14 protein-coding genes are annotated in these 14,999 nt (G+C 62.3%); 3 read left to right on the top strand and 11 right to left on the bottom strand.

The window, feature by feature from the left end; all coding sequences use genetic code 11:
• Positions 1–14 precede the first annotated feature (14 nt).
• The 5 genes from QPW08_RS02025 to QPW08_RS02005 all read right to left on the bottom strand — a co-directional run bounded on the left by QPW08_RS02025 (position 15) and on the right by QPW08_RS02005 (position 5,635).
• Positions 15–1,478 carry an SGNH/GDSL hydrolase family protein gene (locus QPW08_RS02025; RefSeq protein ID WP_284124058.1) on the bottom strand — a complete coding sequence of 488 codons (1,464 nt, stop codon included), beginning with the start codon at positions 1,476–1,478 and terminating at the stop codon, positions 15–17.
• Positions 1,478–1,780: a hypothetical protein gene (locus QPW08_RS02020; RefSeq protein WP_284124057.1), complete on the bottom strand. Its 303-nt coding sequence runs from the start codon at positions 1,778–1,780 to the stop codon at positions 1,478–1,480. Before QPW08_RS02020 ends, QPW08_RS02025 begins: the two co-directional genes overlap by 1 nt.
• 122 nt (positions 1,781–1,902) lie before the next feature.
• On the bottom strand, positions 1,903–3,048 hold the full coding sequence (locus QPW08_RS02015) for a glycosyltransferase (RefSeq protein WP_284124056.1): 1,146 nt from the start codon (positions 3,046–3,048) through the stop codon (positions 1,903–1,905).
• Positions 3,045–4,409 (bottom strand): hypothetical protein, encoded by a 1,365-nt coding sequence (locus QPW08_RS02010; protein ID WP_284124054.1) that lies wholly within the window; start codon positions 4,407–4,409, stop codon positions 3,045–3,047. Before QPW08_RS02010 ends, QPW08_RS02015 begins: the two co-directional genes overlap by 4 nt.
• Complete coding sequence (locus QPW08_RS02005; protein ID WP_284124053.1) at positions 4,406–5,635, bottom strand: WcaI family glycosyltransferase; 1,230 nt, start codon at positions 5,633–5,635, stop codon at positions 4,406–4,408. Before QPW08_RS02005 ends, QPW08_RS02010 begins: the two co-directional genes overlap by 4 nt.
• A gap of 208 nt (positions 5,636–5,843) precedes the next feature.
• On the opposite strand from QPW08_RS02005, the gene QPW08_RS02000 reads away from it, so the two are divergent.
• Positions 5,844–6,089 carry a hypothetical protein gene (locus QPW08_RS02000; protein WP_284124052.1) on the top strand — a complete coding sequence of 82 codons (246 nt, stop codon included), beginning with the start codon at positions 5,844–5,846 and terminating at the stop codon, positions 6,087–6,089.
• Between the two features lie 62 nt (positions 6,090–6,151).
• On the opposite strand, the gene QPW08_RS01995 is transcribed toward QPW08_RS02000, so the two are convergent.
• The 5 genes from QPW08_RS01995 to QPW08_RS01975 all read right to left on the bottom strand — a co-directional run bounded on the left by QPW08_RS01995 (position 6,152) and on the right by QPW08_RS01975 (position 12,218).
• Positions 6,152–7,558 carry an exopolysaccharide biosynthesis polyprenyl glycosylphosphotransferase gene (locus QPW08_RS01995; protein WP_284124051.1) on the bottom strand — a complete coding sequence of 469 codons (1,407 nt, stop codon included), beginning with the start codon at positions 7,556–7,558 and terminating at the stop codon, positions 6,152–6,154.
• Between the two features lie 90 nt (positions 7,559–7,648).
• Positions 7,649–8,686, bottom strand: coding sequence for a DNA polymerase III subunit delta (locus QPW08_RS01990; protein ID WP_284124050.1), 1,038 nt, complete (start codon positions 8,684–8,686; stop codon positions 7,649–7,651).
• Entirely contained in the window at positions 8,683–9,168 is a 486-nt protein-coding gene (gene lptE / locus QPW08_RS01985; protein WP_284124049.1) for an LPS assembly lipoprotein LptE, read from the bottom strand. The genes QPW08_RS01990 and lptE overlap by 4 nt, the downstream gene beginning before the upstream one ends.
• On the bottom strand, positions 9,168–11,747 hold the full coding sequence (gene leuS, locus QPW08_RS01980) for a leucine--tRNA ligase (RefSeq protein WP_284124048.1): 2,580 nt from the start codon (positions 11,745–11,747) through the stop codon (positions 9,168–9,170). The genes lptE and leuS overlap by 1 nt, the downstream gene beginning before the upstream one ends.
• 24 nt (positions 11,748–11,771) lie before the next feature.
• Complete coding sequence (locus QPW08_RS01975; RefSeq protein ID WP_284124046.1) at positions 11,772–12,218, bottom strand: DUF3576 domain-containing protein; 447 nt, start codon at positions 12,216–12,218, stop codon at positions 11,772–11,774.
• A 307-nt stretch (positions 12,219–12,525) separates the two neighbouring features.
• On the opposite strand from QPW08_RS01975, the gene QPW08_RS01970 reads away from it, so the two are divergent.
• Positions 12,526–13,272, top strand: a complete 747-nt coding sequence (locus QPW08_RS01970; RefSeq protein ID WP_284124045.1) for a hypothetical protein — start codon at positions 12,526–12,528, stop codon at positions 13,270–13,272.
• Positions 13,273–13,396: 124 nt separating this feature from the next.
• On the top strand, positions 13,397–14,119 hold the full coding sequence (gene phbB / locus QPW08_RS01965; RefSeq protein ID WP_284124044.1) for an acetoacetyl-CoA reductase: 723 nt from the start codon (positions 13,397–13,399) through the stop codon (positions 14,117–14,119).
• A 48-nt stretch (positions 14,120–14,167) separates the two neighbouring features.
• On the opposite strand, the gene QPW08_RS01960 is transcribed toward phbB, so the two are convergent.
• Positions 14,168–14,938, bottom strand: a complete 771-nt coding sequence (locus tag QPW08_RS01960) for a helix-turn-helix domain-containing protein (protein ID WP_284124043.1) — start codon at positions 14,936–14,938, stop codon at positions 14,168–14,170.
• Positions 14,939–14,999 lie beyond the last annotated feature (61 nt).

Genomic DNA, 14,999 nt, shown 5'->3' with positions numbered 1-14,999 from the left:
CGCCAGATCAGCACTCAGATTATGGGGCGGCCGCGCAGGTAATGGCGCAAGAGCGAAGCGTTGACTGCGCCGAGAGCCCGGTGACCAGTGTTGGTGTAGTGAAAGCCATCGGTGCCGATGAATCGATCTGCGCTTCCCCAACCGGTAGGGTTGAGCGAGTTGCCGTTGCCGGTCACGAAGCACGGTCCGACTTCGCGCACCGGCTCGCCCGCCGCGTGGAAATATCGCATGGCCCCGTCGAAGCCATAGACGAGGCGGGCATCATGGTTGCCTGTCGCTGTAATGACAACTCGTTCTCGGGTCGCCCCGGTACCGATCTCGACAACTGAACCAACCCGCAGGTTGACGTCGGCATTTGACTGCGAGGTGTTGCAGATGAAACCATTGGGATATCCGACGGTGTCGGGGCTGCCGTCATTGCCGGCCTGCCCGGCGTTGATCGGAGCGTAAATCGTCGCCGCATGACCGATCTGCGGTCCAGCAAAGGCAAAGGGCAGTTCGACGGGGGAAATCCATCCGCCGCCGGCGCTTTCGATCCCGGCCCTGATGGCCTCGATCACGTCCAGGGACTGCGAGCTGAAATATTCGATCCCATAGGCGGTATCTGCACCACCTGCCACGACGGCATCCGGCAAATGATCGCGGAGGCGTCGAACAGTAAGGGCGGCAGCAGCTTCAACCTGCGTCGGGTCCTTGCTCAGATCATTCAGTCCGGCATGGAGGAAGACAACTTCGGGCCGGTAGGGAACGACGTCGGTCAGCACGCGATCCGGGAGGGCGACAGCATTGCCAAGCCCATCCGCAACGAAGCCGGTACCACCTGCTCCGCTGGGCCAGACATCATCCCAGCCCATGCCATGCGCGAACCACACCGCCCAATTGATCGGTTCGGGCGTGGTAAAGCTGTCGCCGAACACAATTGTGCGTGGTCCGCGCAGTTCAGCGGCAAACAGGCAATCGGTAGGATCGGTGAAGACTCCAGCAAAGGACATGCCCCAGCTGATGATGTCGATCCGGCGGCGGCCATGGCTGCCGAAATCGAGCGTAACGATGGTTGGACCGCTGCTCTGATATGGATCGAGGGACAAGAAGCGGTTGTCGATCCGGAGCAGGAAGCCCTGCGGGTTGTTGCGAACCTGCAATTCGATCCGCGATCCCTCATGGATGAAGGACCATTGTTGGCCCAGGGTCGATCGTGCCCCGCTGCTTGACGCGGTCATGACCTTTTCTTCGGGGTAGCTGAGACTGCCTGCGGATGCCCCAGGCAGCCCGCGGCAAAAGGTGAAGACACCGCCTTGGGGGGCGGAAGCGACTTGATAAAACTGAGTCCCACTGGCCGTCGGCCAGTAGCGAGCGAGGGTCGGGATCGCCGCCTGTGTGACCAGCGGGGCGGGATCAAGCAATTGCGGTGCGACCAGTTCCGTCGCGGGCTGGAGCAGTCGACTGGGCGACGGGCGGGGAACATGCAGCGCCAGCATCAGTCGAGCACCCAGGCATTGAGGGCAGCAGTGAGCCCGGCCGACGCAATGCCAATGACCGCCAGCGGCAACAGCGTCAGGCCTGGTGACAGTGTCAAAGTGAGCGTCGAACTGTCCTGCAGGGTAAAGGTCGCCTGGCCACCGGCGCTGCAATCGAGCAACAACGCGACGCCAGCGGCGACGCTGGTATCGGGAGCCAGCGCTCGAGCACCGCGCAATGGCTGCTCGCGGGACGGCAACGGGTTCCCCGGACTTATCGGCAGGGCAGCTTCACCGGGTTCACCTGTAGCGAGGGCTGACAACGGAACAAATCGGGCAGGATGGCGGACGGGGGGCAAGGGATCGGGCATGGCAACTCCTTTCGAGTCGCGCCTGCTAACCGATTTGGTTATTTGTAGGAAAGGTGTTTATCCAGTTCCAGACTTCAGAGGAACTGCGCAAGAATTCTCTCAGCCACCCTGCACATGTCGAACCGCTCCAGGAACAGGGACCGGCCCCTTGCGCCCATCGCGTCCATTGCCCCTGGATCAAGCTGGCTCAAGGCATCGAGAGTATCGGCGACCCCGGCGACAGTAGCAGTACAAACCAGACCGGCGCGCCGCGAAGCGATGTCGTCATGGATATTGACCTGGTCCGAGACAATGACCGGTCGCCTGCACGCTAGCGCTTCCGCCACGACGACCCCGAAGTTTTCCTGATATGATGACAGGACCAGGGCTTCGCAATTGTACAAGATGCCCCATTTCGCATCGCCGCTGAGCATGCCAGGCCAATCCACCCGTTCACCGATACCCAGCGCCCGAGCACGCTCTTGCAGTTCCATGACATAGGCCGGGTCTCCGGGTCCGGCGATCACAAGCCTGAGTTCGCCCGCGCCATGGGCCGCAGCAAATCCGTCCAGCAAGATCTCCAATCCCTTCTTCGGGTGGAGTCGGCTTAGGAAAAGCAGATAGCGAAGGCCCTTGATCCCCGGCACAGCGTGATTGGCGGCACGATCCATGGCATCTTCATGATGCGGTGGATCGCCGGTACCGAAGCCCACCACCTGTTCTGTAATACCGCTCCATCCCGGCCAGGAATTCCGGGCCAGCTGTCGTTCCTGTTCAGCGGTAAAGAGCACGGCGCGCGCGCTCCTGAGCAGCCGCCTCTCATTGACCCTGAACAACTGACGCTTCAGCCACTCCTTACGAGGACGGTGTTTGCGAAACCACGGGTCGAGCATGCCATGGGGAAAGACACAGTAAGGCGTCTGGCCGGCTGGGAGGACGCGCGCAGCAGCCAGGGTCGAAGCATTCCATAAGCCATCGACCACGACACCGTCGAATTGCGAAAGGTTCGCCCGCAGCCAGTTGATCGCACGCGCCGGGTAAAATCGCTTTGTGGGGCCAGTACGGCCAAGCGCCACCACAGGCGACGGACATTGCGCAACCCATGGGTCACCCGGATCGTCAAGCGTCAGCAAGTGCTGCTCATGCCCAAGCGCGCGATAAGCATCGCCCAGCCGCAAGACACCCTCGATCGCGCCACCCATTGCTGGATTGCAATCACCGATGACGTGCAGGATCTTCAAACCCGGTCCCGGTCCTTCCTGCTGCGCAGCGCCTCGCGCACTGGCGCGAACAGCGTGATCGATCGACCGCCGGCACGGACGGTCCACAACAGCAAGGCCAGCTGGAATGCGACGAAGAACCGTTCGGTAGATCCGAACGGATTAAACAGCACCGACCACAACATCGCTACCGCGCAGTAGGCCACCAGCGGTGCCAGCAATTCCTGTCGCTTGAGCAGGTAGAACAGCGCGAATATCGGGATCGACAGCGTCCAGAGCCAGAAAATCCCCCCGGCGATCCCGGCTTCGACCCACGCCCCGAAAAGGTGGCTGTGGGTGGGAATGAGGTCGCGCTTGCCTTGCTCGGCATCGAAGATCGGCAGGCCGAGCCGGACCTTGATCGCGTGATGCAAGGCGACATAGCGAGCATCCCGGGCCCAGCTGCCGTGACCTATGACCGGCGAATCGATGATCGCCTGGGTGGCGACGAGGCTTTCCGTTCGTCCTCCCAGCAACAGCGGTACCTCGCCCGAGGTCTGGTCGCGATACTTGACCAGTGCTTCCCGGCCGAGCAGGCCGTTCTCTACCGCTGCTCCATAGATCGTGGTCGCCCCGGTCGCGACGAGGATCCCGCCAAGAAACAGTCCCGCGAACAGCCCGGCGCTGAGCCGCTGTCGCCAACGGATGAATTGGCTGAACACCAGCGCTGCCGCGACCACCACAGCCGCAATGAACAGCACGCCAAAAGCGGATCTGGCGGATTGCAGCAAAAGGAAGAATGACAGCACCAGCAGCACCACCGGGGCCAAATAGAGCAATCGCGGCAGCGCCAGCGAAAGGAAGAACAGCCCCCCCAGTGTGATGTAGATCAGCGCCCTGTCATATCCGAACTTCCATTCATAGCCGACAAATTCCGGCGGCACGCTGTACATCGCAGCCACCCCGAGCCCGATGGCAAACGCAGCGAAATAGGCTCGTCTACGAGGCAGCCACAGCCACAGGGTGGCAAGCTGCAAGGCAAAGAACACGATCTTGGCCCAGCCGCGCAGGAAGTCGCCCGGCGACGTTTCGCGCACAAGGTCGGTGATCACCTGCCCCAGCAGCCAGACCCCGATCAGTGTCAGTACCGGCACGATCCGGCGCAGCCGTTCCATCGCATCGGGCAAGGTCAAGAACGTGGCGAGCAAGGGCAACGCCAGCAGGTCCATCAGGTACAGCTGACCGACGATGTTGAAGACCGCGAGCTGGCTTAGCGGATAGAGGAACGCGAGCACAGTCCAGACATCGAAGGTGATGCGGCTTTGAGCACCGGATCGCTTGATGTTGCCAGCAGCACCGGTTCGCCCGCCCAGGCTTACATTGGCCCCGGATGCCAGGCTCATTGTCCCGCCTCCTCCAGCGCAGCTTCCAGCGCACCGGCGAAGCGTTCGAGCAGTGAAGCCTTCGACCAGCGCTCGACAGCACGCGCCCGGGCCGCTTGCCCAAGAGTTTTGCGCAATCCGTCATCATCCGCCAATCGAATGATTGCCTGCTCGAATTCGACTACTTGTCCAGCAGGCACCACGATACCGCACCCCTCCACTTCTCCGGCCAGCGATGTGCCGGAATTCGCCGTCGCTACGACCGGCCTGCCCGAGGCAAGCATGTTAGCCAGCTTCGAAGGGAGGACAAGGTCCGCCGCGCCGGCGATCTGCGGCAACAGGTGGAAACTGGCCATGGCCAGCAGTTCGGCCAGTCTCGCACGGGGCTGCAGCGGGCGAAAGTGAAGGTTAGGCAGGTCCTGCGCCGCCTGCTCAACCTCGGCCCGCGCCGGGCCATCGCCACAAATGACGAAGTGCAGGTCTGGGCGCGATTGCATGGCATTGGCAGCTTCCAGCAACAGGCCGATGCCTTGTTTGCGGGCAAGATTACCCGAATAGAGCGCCAGCAGCCCATCAGGCAGATCGAGTTCGCGCCGCAACCGCTCGCCATCGGTCGTCATGGCACCGACTTCGACGTCGGCCCAATTGCGCAATTCGTGCACAACCGGGCTGCCATCGGCTTTCGCGGCTGCCTTCTCGATCATGCGCGGCGAAATCGAACTCAATCGGTCGAACCGCGACAGGATCCCATTTTCGAATCCCGCACCCAGCCGTGCTGCCCAGCCTGGCAAGAGCCCCGTCGCGAGTGCGGCCTCGACTTCGAAATCCTGGATGTGCAGCCAAGACAAGGCCCTGTGCGTTTTCGCCAGCTGCAATGCGACGGGTGCCGACAAAAGAGCGGGAGCGATGGCAATGACGGCCTCGGGCGCGAATGCCGGCCCGAGCTTACCAACGCCCCTGTATGCGTTCATGGCAAAGGTGGCATAGTGTCTTAGCCGCCCGACAGTGCCCGGCGCACCAGGAATATGGTGCGGTACCCGCATGACCTGCACCCCGTTCTCGACCGCTTGCGCAAAGGGCTCACGATATCCCTCCATGGCCTTCCAGGCCGGGTAATAGGGCACCCCGCAAATGACCTGTACCGCATGCCCGCGACGCACCAGCACCTCCGCCCAGCCTTGGCTGAAGGGCCCGATGCCGATCGGCTCGGGTGCATAGTTGAGGCTGATCAGGCAAATCGAAGCCATGGTGCGCGAATAGTCCTGCCTTTGAGCCAGAATGAGCGGGTCGACCCTGCCCAAATTCGAAGGCGAGACAAGGGCGGCAAACACCTTGTCACCGCTTCCTCAACGCAATTGCAACCTGCGCAGACTAGAAGGGAGCCGAGTCGCAATTTGTTGACCTTCGCTGCTTTTGCTATAGGAACGGCAGTACGTATTCTTGCGGAGTAGAGAAATGAAGAAGCTCCTTGCTGCAACTGTTGCCGGCCTGATGGTCTTCGGCACAACTGCCGCGCAGGCTGAAACCCGGCCCTCCGCGACTGAATTTTCCAAGCCGGTGAACTTTGCCAGCGACATTGGCAATCAGGATGATGATGACGACGACGATGGCGCGTTGTGGCTCCTGATCCTGCTCGGTGTTGGCGGCCTTGCCGGGCTGCTGCTCGCTGCCAGCAGCAGCCAGGGCAATAGCCCGCGCTAAGCGATCCGATCCGTACACGCGAAAAAGGGCCGCTCCCGATTGGGTAGCGGCCCTTTTCGTTGTCAGTATGCACGCTCGTGCCTAAGCACCAACAAAGTGCGGGCGATGATGGCAATGTCGCTCCACAGCGACCAGGTCGCCATATATTCCAGATCCGCCTGCAACCTGTCGGACAGGTCACTTTCTTCATCGGTGGCACCACGCAGCCCTCTAATCTGTGCGAGGCCCGTCAGGCCGGGCTTGAGCGCATGGCGGTGCCAATAACGCTGGTCGACATGCCAGAATTTCTTCTCCCCCGCGAGGCTGCCAATGGCATGCGGGCGCGGGCCCACGATGCTCATTTCTCCGCGCAGGACATTCACCAGCTGCGGCAACTCGTCGATGCTGGTCCGGCGCATGAAGCGGCCGATGCGCGTGGTTCGGTCATCGTCGCGGCTGGCCGAGCGTTTGCCTGCGGCATCGCCGCCGTCGACCCGCATCGAGCGGAACTTGAGCATCGCGAAGAAGCGGTTGCCGCGTCCGGTCCGCTGCTGGACGAACAGCACCGGGCCGCCATCCTCCAGTCTGATCGCCAGCATCAACAACGCAATGAATGGTGCGAGAACGATCAGGCTTGCCGTCGCAAACAGGATATCGAACACCCGCTTCACCGCGCGCGCGCGCAACCCGAGTGGCCCGGCACTCACCACCAGGGCGGTCGCATCGGCATCTTCATAGTGCCTGACGTTGAGAGCCCCGAGCTCGTGTGCCATCTCGCTGACGATTTCACCGTGCACCCCGCTGGCCTTCAGCGCGAAGGCCCATTGCGCGCGCCGTTCAGGCGGGCAGCTGACGATGACTTCGTCCTGGTTTAGCAAGGCCTGGCCCAGCCGGTCGACATCGTGCGGCTCATCCGCTGTCGGATCGAGCCCGTACTCCTGAGCGACAATGACACGATTGGCCTTCACCGGCATCGCCGGGCCGCCGTCGAGGATCAGCAGCCGGTTACGCACGAAGCCGTCCCAGCGCTGCTCGATCAGCCGCACTGCAACCCTGCGCAACAGGACCATCGACAGGCCCGCGAAGATTAGGCCCAGGGACAGAGTCATACGAGAGAATGTCGCGCTGGTCTTGAGATAGAAGGCCACGAATGCCAGCAAGAAGGCCGAAATCGCCAGCGCGGCGACGACTCTGGTGCTGGCAAACCGCCAGTCGATCAGCGAGCGAATCGAATAGGTTCCCTGATACAGCGCAATCGTCAGGAAGATCGGCAGCAGGAGGTAGGCTTGCCGCAACGCCTGCGGATCGGGAAACTTCCCCAGGTAAAGCGCGCCTGCCACGAGGAACCCGGCGAGGATCAGCCCGACATCGGCCAGCAGCAGGAGCAGGTAGGCCCGCAACCGGCGCCGCTCAAGTGAAGGCGCGGCCGCGAGGCCGTGGTTGCTGGCGTCGTCATCGATTGCAGCAGGAGCATTCACCGTACAGCTCACATCCCTTCGAACCCGCTCGACACACGAACGGATAAAGCTGTCCTACTCCAGCAAGCCTAACCGCTTTGTAAAACCGCCGTCAATCGAGCGCTACCTGCTGCCGACCGTCGCCGCAACCCGCGCGACTTCGGTCAGTTCCTGCGCCAACAGCAACTCGGCCGACTGGCTGTTCGCCAGCAAATGCCGATGCAGCGCAGTGACTCTCGCAACCAGCCGGTCCAGCCTCTTCCCCCGCCATATCTGCAACTGCTCGCGCAAATCGCGTTCGTCCTTCCAGAAGATACGGCGCGCCTGCTTCTCGGAAGCAATCAATCCGCCGACATCATTGCTGCGTCCGAGGCGGGCAGCAAGCTGTGCCAATTGTGCAGTCCTCCGTTCCACAGCCAGCGCGATTCCGACCGGGTTGATCCCCAGCTCGCACATGCGGGCGAGCTCGGCCGGCAGCTTGCGGGCGTGGCCGGACAGCGCAGCATTGACGATTGGCATGAAACCATCCTCTTCCGTCTTCGCCCCGATCGCATCCCATTCTTCGGGACCAGCAGTCTTCGGGGCTTCAGGCGACGCGTCGAGATAGAGGGCCAACTTGGCGACTTCCGAAGCTGCCAATCGCTGGTCGAGCCCGGAAGCGCGCGCAATCCGCTCAGCAAGGTCGCCGCCCAGCCGCACCCCGGCTGTGTCCGCAAGATCGCGTACCGTCCCGGTCATGCTGCGCAAATCGGGCGGATAGAACATCGCCACCAGCGCATCTTCGCGCTTCTCCAGCAGCTTGGCTGTGCGCGACTTGTCGGTGGCAGATGTCGCCACCACCAAGACCGGGCATGCCTCGCCTTCTCCGTCGAACAAGTTAGCTAGCGCGTCATGCACTTCGTCACCGCTGGCGCGAACGAAGATATGGCGCGTGTCGCCAAAGAGCGACGAGGATCGCGCTTCATCTCCGAGCAGGACCGGGTCCCGCCGCAGATCCGCCCCGGAAAGCTCCACCCGCTCGCCAGCGTCTGCCATAGCGGCGTGGACAGCCTCCGCCGCAGCCGATGCCCCGGCTTCATCTGGTCCGCAAAAGAAGAAGACGGAACATTGCTTTGCCACCCGTGGCGCAATGCCGGGAAAATCGCGCTGGGTTGCCTTCACTGCTGTTCGCGCAGCGCCAGCGAGACGCTGGTCACGATACGATCGGCGACTTCGTCGGTCAGCCGCTCGAGCGCAGCCTGTTCGGCAGCGATGGTGGCATATTCGCTGGAGACTACGTCGATCCCGGCATCGGACCCGGCGGTCGCATCGAGCACGATCGAGCCGGTAGCGATATCGACCAGCTGGTAGCGCGCCCTGAGCGTGCGGCGCTCGCGTCCGATGGTATCGTCATTGAGCAGGCCGAGCCCTTCGAGCTGGTCGTCGAGCCGGACATCGAGCCGGTAGCGAGCGGTACCTTCGCCTGCTGCCGAAAGCCGGTCGTTCAGGGCATTGCCCATCAGCCAGCCTGAACGGCCCGGGATAGGTGCGACTTCAACCGAGGAGAGCCCGGCCACAGCCGCATTCCCGGCACCGGCATAGATCGGCTGCAGGCCGCAGCCGGTCAGCGCCAAAAGCGCGGCCAGGGCGACGCCAGCGCGCATCAGGTAACGATATTGACCAGCCGGTCGGGCACGACGATCACCTTGCGGATTGCAGCTCCATCGATTGAACGCTGGACCTTCTCGCTGGCGAGCGCAAGGGCTTCGAGGTCGTCCTTCGACGCTCCCTTGGGTGCAGTTAGCGTATCGCGCAGCTTGCCCATGTGCTGGACCGCAATGGTGACCTCATCCTCGACCAGCAGCGCCGGATCGACTTCAGGCCAGGCCGCTTCGGCGACAAGACCTTCTTCGCCGATCTTGCTCCAGAGTTCCTCAGCAATATGGGGCATCATTGGCGAGGCAATGGCGACCAACGTCCGAACCGCATCTTGCCGATCATATGACATTTTGGCCTTGTCGATCGCATTAGAGAGGGCGTAAATTTTGGCGACGGCCTTGTTAAAATGAAGTGCTTCGATATCCTCCGCAACTCCGGACACCGTCCGATGGGTTAACTTTCGAAGCCCAATGTCTTCTGGATCGGTGAAATTCACCCCAACACCATCAGCGACATTGTTCTCGCCGGCAGGTGGTACGAATGGCAGCTCGTTAGTAGCTAAACGCCACAGCCGCTGGACAAAGCGCCAGCAGCCTTCGATTCCGGCTTCCGACCATGGCAGGTCGCGCTCGGGCGGGCTGTCGCTGAGCATGAACCAGCGCACCGCATCGGCACCGTATTGCGCGATGATGGTGTCGGGGTCGACGACGTTCTTCTTCGACTTCGACATCTTTTCGACACGGCCGACTTCGACTGGAATCTCTGTTCCCTTTAGGAACAAGCCATCTTCTCGCTGTTCAACGTCCTCTGGTGCATCCCACATGTAGAATGCGGGCTTGCCCTTCACACTGACCTGATGCCTATATGTCTCGTGCGTCACCATGCCCTGCGTAAACAGCGACGCAAAGGGCTCGGCGAAAGTCACCTGCCCCATGCGCTGCAGCGCGCGGGTCCAGAAACGGGCGTAGAGCAAGTGCAGGATCGCGTGCTCGATGCCGCCGATATATTGCTCGACCGGCAACCACTTGGCGACTTCGTCGCGATCGAACGGCTTGTCCGCCGGCTGGCTAGCAAAGCGCAGGAAATACCACGAGCTGTTGGTGAAAGTGTCGAGCGTGTCGGTCTCGCGTTCGGCCTTGCCACCGCAGGTCGGGCAATCGACATGCTTCCACGTCGGATGCCGCAGCAACGGGTTGCCGGGTGTCTTGAAGTCGACATCCTCAGGCAGTTCGACCGGCAGCTGCTTCTTGGGCACGGGGACCACACCGCAGGTATCGCAATGGATGAAGGGGATTGGGGTACCCCAATAGCGTTGGCGCGAAACGCCCCAGTCGCGCAGTCGCCATACGGTGGTGCCCTTGCCCCACTCGCCCAGCTCGGCGCGGGCAATCACTTCGCGCTTGGCATCCTCGACGCTCTTGCCATCGAGGAAGTCCGAATTGACGATCACCCCGTCGCCCGACTCGGCTTCGCCAGCGAAGGGCTTGTCGGCCTCGTCAGCGCTCGCCGCGACGACGCGCGGGATCGGCAGGCCATACTTGGTGGCGAATTCGAAGTCGCGCTGGTCGTGCCCCGGCACCGCCATGATCGCGCCGGTGCCGTAATCCATCAGCACGAAATTGGCGATGAAGACCGGCAGCTCGGCCCCGGTGAAGGGGTGCCTGGCGGTGATGCCGGTGTCGAAGCCCAGCTTTTCCGCTGTCTCCAGCTCGGCCGCGGTCGTGCCGCCCTTCTTGCACAGGGCGATGAAGTCGCGCGCGGAATTGTTGTCGAGCGACTGTGCGACCGGATGGTCGGCAGCAACTGCGACGAAACTCGCGCCGAAAATGGTATCGGGCCGCGTGGTATAGACCGGCAATGTCTCGCCATTCGACAGCTCGAAGCTGAATTCCAGTCCCTGCGACTTGCCGATCCAGTTTTCCTGCATCAGCCGGACCTTCTCCGGCCACTTGTCGAGCGTCCCGAGCCCGTCGAGCAAATCCTCGGCAAAATCGGTTATCTTGAGGAACCACTGGTTGAGCTTGCGCTTCTCGACCTCGGCGCCGCTGCGCCAGCCCTTGCCGTCGATCACCTGCTCATTGGCCAGCACGGTCATGTCGACCGGGTCCCAGTTGACCTCGCTTTCCTTGCGATAGACGAGGCCCGCTTCGTACATGTCGATGAACAGCGCCTGCTCGTGACCGTAATACTCCGGGTCGCAGGTGGCGAATTCGCGGGTCCAGTCGAGTGCGAAGCCCAGCCGCTTGAGCTGCGCTTTCATGTTGGCAATGTTTTCGCGGGTCCAGCCACCGGGGTGGACGCCCTTTTCCATCGCTGCGTTTTCCGCCGGCATGCCGAAAGCGTCCCAGCCCATTGGATGCAGCACTTCGTGCCCGCGCATCTTCTTGTAGCGCGCCAGCACGTCACCCATGGTGTAGTTGCGCACATGGCCGATGTGGATGCGCCCGCTGGGATAGGGGAACATCTCCAGCACGTAGCTCTTGGGCTTGTTGCTATTCGAATCGGCAGCGAAGCAGGCAGCCTCGTCCCACGCGCGCTGCCAGCGCCCGTCAGCCTGCGACGGATCGAAACGTGTCTCGGTCATGTAAGCCCCGTAGGGAAAGTTGGATTAGCTGGCTACTGCCTGACGGCGGAGTTCGCGGGCCTTCGAGAGGATGATGTCCTCCAGCTTCTGCACCGTTGCGGCCTGCACCGGTGCATCGACCCATGTACCGGCCTGCGAAACCTGGCGGCTGGCAGCAACGCGCAGCGCGTCTGCACGCAGATCCTGGTCGAGAATCGAAACCGTCAGCTTTACGCGTTCGCCCGGGTTCTGGGGATTGGCGTACCAGTCGGTCACGATCACGCCCCCGGCGCTGTCGGCCTGCAGCAGCGGCGCAAAACTGACCGTCTCCAGCGCAGCGCGCCAGAGGTAGGAGTTCACGCCGATGGTGGTGATCTGCGATGCGGCGAGATCTGCCTCGGGACGCTCGCGTCCCCCGCATGCGGCGAGCGAAGCAAGCGCAGCGCCGCCCAGGGCAATGCGGGCAATCGGGCGAAGGCGGAAAGTGGTCATGCGCATGGGAAAGATCTGTTGTCCTCAATCTGGTCAGGGTGCCTCTATACCGGCCGCATCGCGCGCGACAAGAGAAGGTTGGCCTCAAGCCTTGTGCGGAGCAGCGCTGTATCTCGCGTGAATGGAGCCATCTCAGCCGCAGGTTAGCTGACTCGCTTTTGTGGACCGTATGCAACACTTTGTTTCATAGCGAACCAGTGCTTGTGGAAAAACTGGCTTTCCTGAGCATCCATGCGTAGCTTCACCCTTGGTTCAGCCGGGATCCGCCAAGCGAGTCGGGCTGCCGAGGGGAGCAATTGGGTATACCATGAGCAAGACGACCACAACGACACTGCGGCGGGGCATCGTTCCCGCTCTGGTCGCGGGTGCCGTCCTCGTCGGTGTCCCTTCGGCTGGCCTTGCCGTGACCAATGCCGTGCTCGCCCCGCTTACGGAAGCTGCACCACGCTTTACACCGGCTGGCGTCGATCCCGCGCTCGCCGAGCGCGTCAACAACCGTTATGCCGCCGCACGCAAGGCGATGCGTTTCACGCCCGCTTCCGGCAAAGTGTCGGCAGACCGTGTCGTGACCGTTGCGGTGCGCGTGGACGACGAAACCGCGCGGGCCATTTCGATCCGTTCGGCAATGGACCGGGCCGACCAGGCCCCTGGTCGCCGCGACCTGAAGATCGCCCCGACTCGCTTCGATCTCGGAATTGCCCGCGGTTACCAGAGCTTTGCCAAGCCGGCGAGCGAGCTGCCTCTTGGTGTCTCCAAGATCGAAATGCCGGATCTGTCGGAGTACCGGCCAAGCCAGGGCACCGCTGCCAACAAGCCGAGCCGGTTCCAGCCCCGTATTTCGCTTGAGAACGAGCGTGAACCGGGACGGTCGCCGCGGACGCTTGAAGGCCTGGGCGAGCAAAGCGTCGATGTCGGCGGCTCTTACCGCGTGACCCGCAATCTCGACGTCACAGCCGGTGTGCGGCTGTCGCAGGAACGCTCGCGCCTTGCACCGCTCACTGATGGCGTTGAAGACGATCAGGCCGTCTACGTCGGCACCCAATTGCGCTTCTGACAGGCTCGAGACGCACTGAATTCGATTGCAGCGCCCCGCTTCGGCGGGGTTTTTCTTTGCCCGTCTCCGTGCTTGACGCTACGGCAAGCACCGGGAGAGCAGATCTAGCGAAGAGGTAGAATTCATGGGACGCGTAGCCATCGTAACCGGCGGGACCCGCGGCATTGGCGAAGCCATCTGCGAACGACTCAAGCGCCAGGGGCACACTGTCATCGCCAATTACGCCGGCAACGACCAGGCGGCGAAGAAGTTCTCCGATGCCACCGCCATTCCAGTGAAGAAATGGGACGTCGGCGATCACCAGGCCTGCCTCGACGGCTGCGCCGAGGTCGAAGCCGAGTTCGGCCCGATCGATATCGTCATCAACAACGCCGGCATCACTCGCGACGGCACACTGCACAAGATGAGCTTCGACGACTGGAACGACGTGATGCGCGTCAACCTCGGCGGCTGCTTCAACATGGCCAAGGCGACTTTCCCCGGCATGCGCGAGCGCGGCTGGGGCCGGATCGTCAACATCGGTTCTATCAACGGCCAAGCGGGGCAATACGGCCAGGTCAATTATGCCGCTGCCAAGTCCGGCATCCACGGCTTCACCAAAGCGCTGGCGCAGGAAGGCGCCAAGTTCGGCGTCACCGTCAACGCCATCGCGCCCGGCTATATCGACACCGACATGGTTGCCGCCGTGCCGCCGCCGGTGCTGGAAAAGATCGTCGCCAAGATCCCGGTCGGTCGGCTCGGCATGGCCGAGGAAATCGCCCGGGGCGTCGCCTTCCTCACCAGCGAGAACGGCGGCTTCATGACCGGCTCTACCATGAGCATCAACGGCGGCCAGCACATGTATTGAGTTTGGAGGGCGCGGTACGATTGTCTCGACACCGCGTCCCTGCTCTCATCACTCGATTAGGTAGCCAATGACTTTCCATTCGCCATACTCTTGCTCGAGTGTGACGGTTTCGACCGTGCCTGAGCCGTTCTCGAACTGAGTGGCGAACCGCACGATTGCGGAATCGGTCGGCTCAGCCTCCCCCTTGCCTTTCCCTGATTGCACGAAATCGACGGTCAGGGCCTTGCGCTCAATCATCGCACCAAGCGGCACACGAGCCTGAAGCGACGCGTCGCGCCACATCGTGATGGTGTTCGGATCGCGGAACGATCGTCCCGCAGCAGCGAAGCTCGCGTCCCAGTCTCCCGCGTCGACCAGCGCCAGCCACGTGCGTGCCACGGTTTCGAATTGCTCGATCTGCGCTGTTTCCAGAGCCGTTGCGGGGTCGCCGACTGGGCGCTGGTCAACCGGATGGCTGGCAAGAAACATGGCGGCGGCGAATGCGATTGCAAGCATGATGACAAATCCTCCGATCAGGTAAGGCCTGGAAGCGACCTTGTTCTCGATCGTTCGATCATCATCGTTCGGCTGGCTTTCGGCATCCCCGAAACCTTTGTATCCAGGAATTTCGGGGATGCCGCACTCGCTTTCGTACAACAGCCGGGCGGCCTCGCGGCTGCTCGTCACATCCAGCTTTCGCCGCGCATTGCGAAGACGCTCATTGATCGTATGCACGGATAGATCGAACTGTCGTGCCATTGACTTCGCGTCATGACCCCGCAGCATCAGCCGCAAGGTCTCCTTCTCCTTTTCCGTCAGCTTGTGGATGTTTGCGGCCATTGCCGATGGTTTCTAGGAATTAGCCCGCACGCCAGCCACCCCAAAAAATTCGTAGCGCGCC

The sequence above is a fragment of the Parerythrobacter aestuarii genome (genome assembly GCF_030140925.1).
In the GTDB taxonomy this organism is placed as follows: Bacteria; Pseudomonadota; Alphaproteobacteria; order Sphingomonadales; family Sphingomonadaceae; genus Parerythrobacter; species Parerythrobacter aestuarii.
Note: the sequence above shows the minus strand (reverse complement) of the source record. Positions and strands in the feature narration are given on the sequence as shown.

What these genes read in the sequence shown, in the direction of transcription:
- QPW08_RS01960 (WP_284124043.1), bottom strand. Translation starts at nt 14,938, where the DNA reads ATGGCCGCAAACATCCACAAGCTGACGGAAAAGGAGAAGGAGACCTTG.
- QPW08_RS02005 (WP_284124053.1), bottom strand. Translation starts at nt 5,635, where the DNA reads ATGGCTTCGATTTGCCTGATCAGCCTCAACTATGCACCCGAGCCGATC.
- lptE (WP_284124049.1), bottom strand. Translation starts at nt 9,168, where the DNA reads ATGCGCGCTGGCGTCGCCCTGGCCGCGCTTTTGGCGCTGACCGGCTGC.
- QPW08_RS01975 (WP_284124046.1), bottom strand. Translation starts at nt 12,218, where the DNA reads ATGACCACTTTCCGCCTTCGCCCGATTGCCCGCATTGCCCTGGGCGGC.
- QPW08_RS02025 (WP_284124058.1), bottom strand. Translation starts at nt 1,478, where the DNA reads ATGCTGGCGCTGCATGTTCCCCGCCCGTCGCCCAGTCGACTGCTCCAG.
- leuS (WP_284124048.1), bottom strand. Translation starts at nt 11,747, where the DNA reads ATGACCGAGACACGTTTCGATCCGTCGCAGGCTGACGGGCGCTGGCAG.
- QPW08_RS02000 (WP_284124052.1), top strand. Translation starts at nt 5,844, where the DNA reads ATGAAGAAGCTCCTTGCTGCAACTGTTGCCGGCCTGATGGTCTTCGGC.
- QPW08_RS02010 (WP_284124054.1), bottom strand. Translation starts at nt 4,409, where the DNA reads ATGAGCCTGGCATCCGGGGCCAATGTAAGCCTGGGCGGGCGAACCGGT.
- QPW08_RS01970 (WP_284124045.1), top strand. Translation starts at nt 12,526, where the DNA reads ATGAGCAAGACGACCACAACGACACTGCGGCGGGGCATCGTTCCCGCT.
- phbB (WP_284124044.1), top strand. Translation starts at nt 13,397, where the DNA reads ATGGGACGCGTAGCCATCGTAACCGGCGGGACCCGCGGCATTGGCGAA.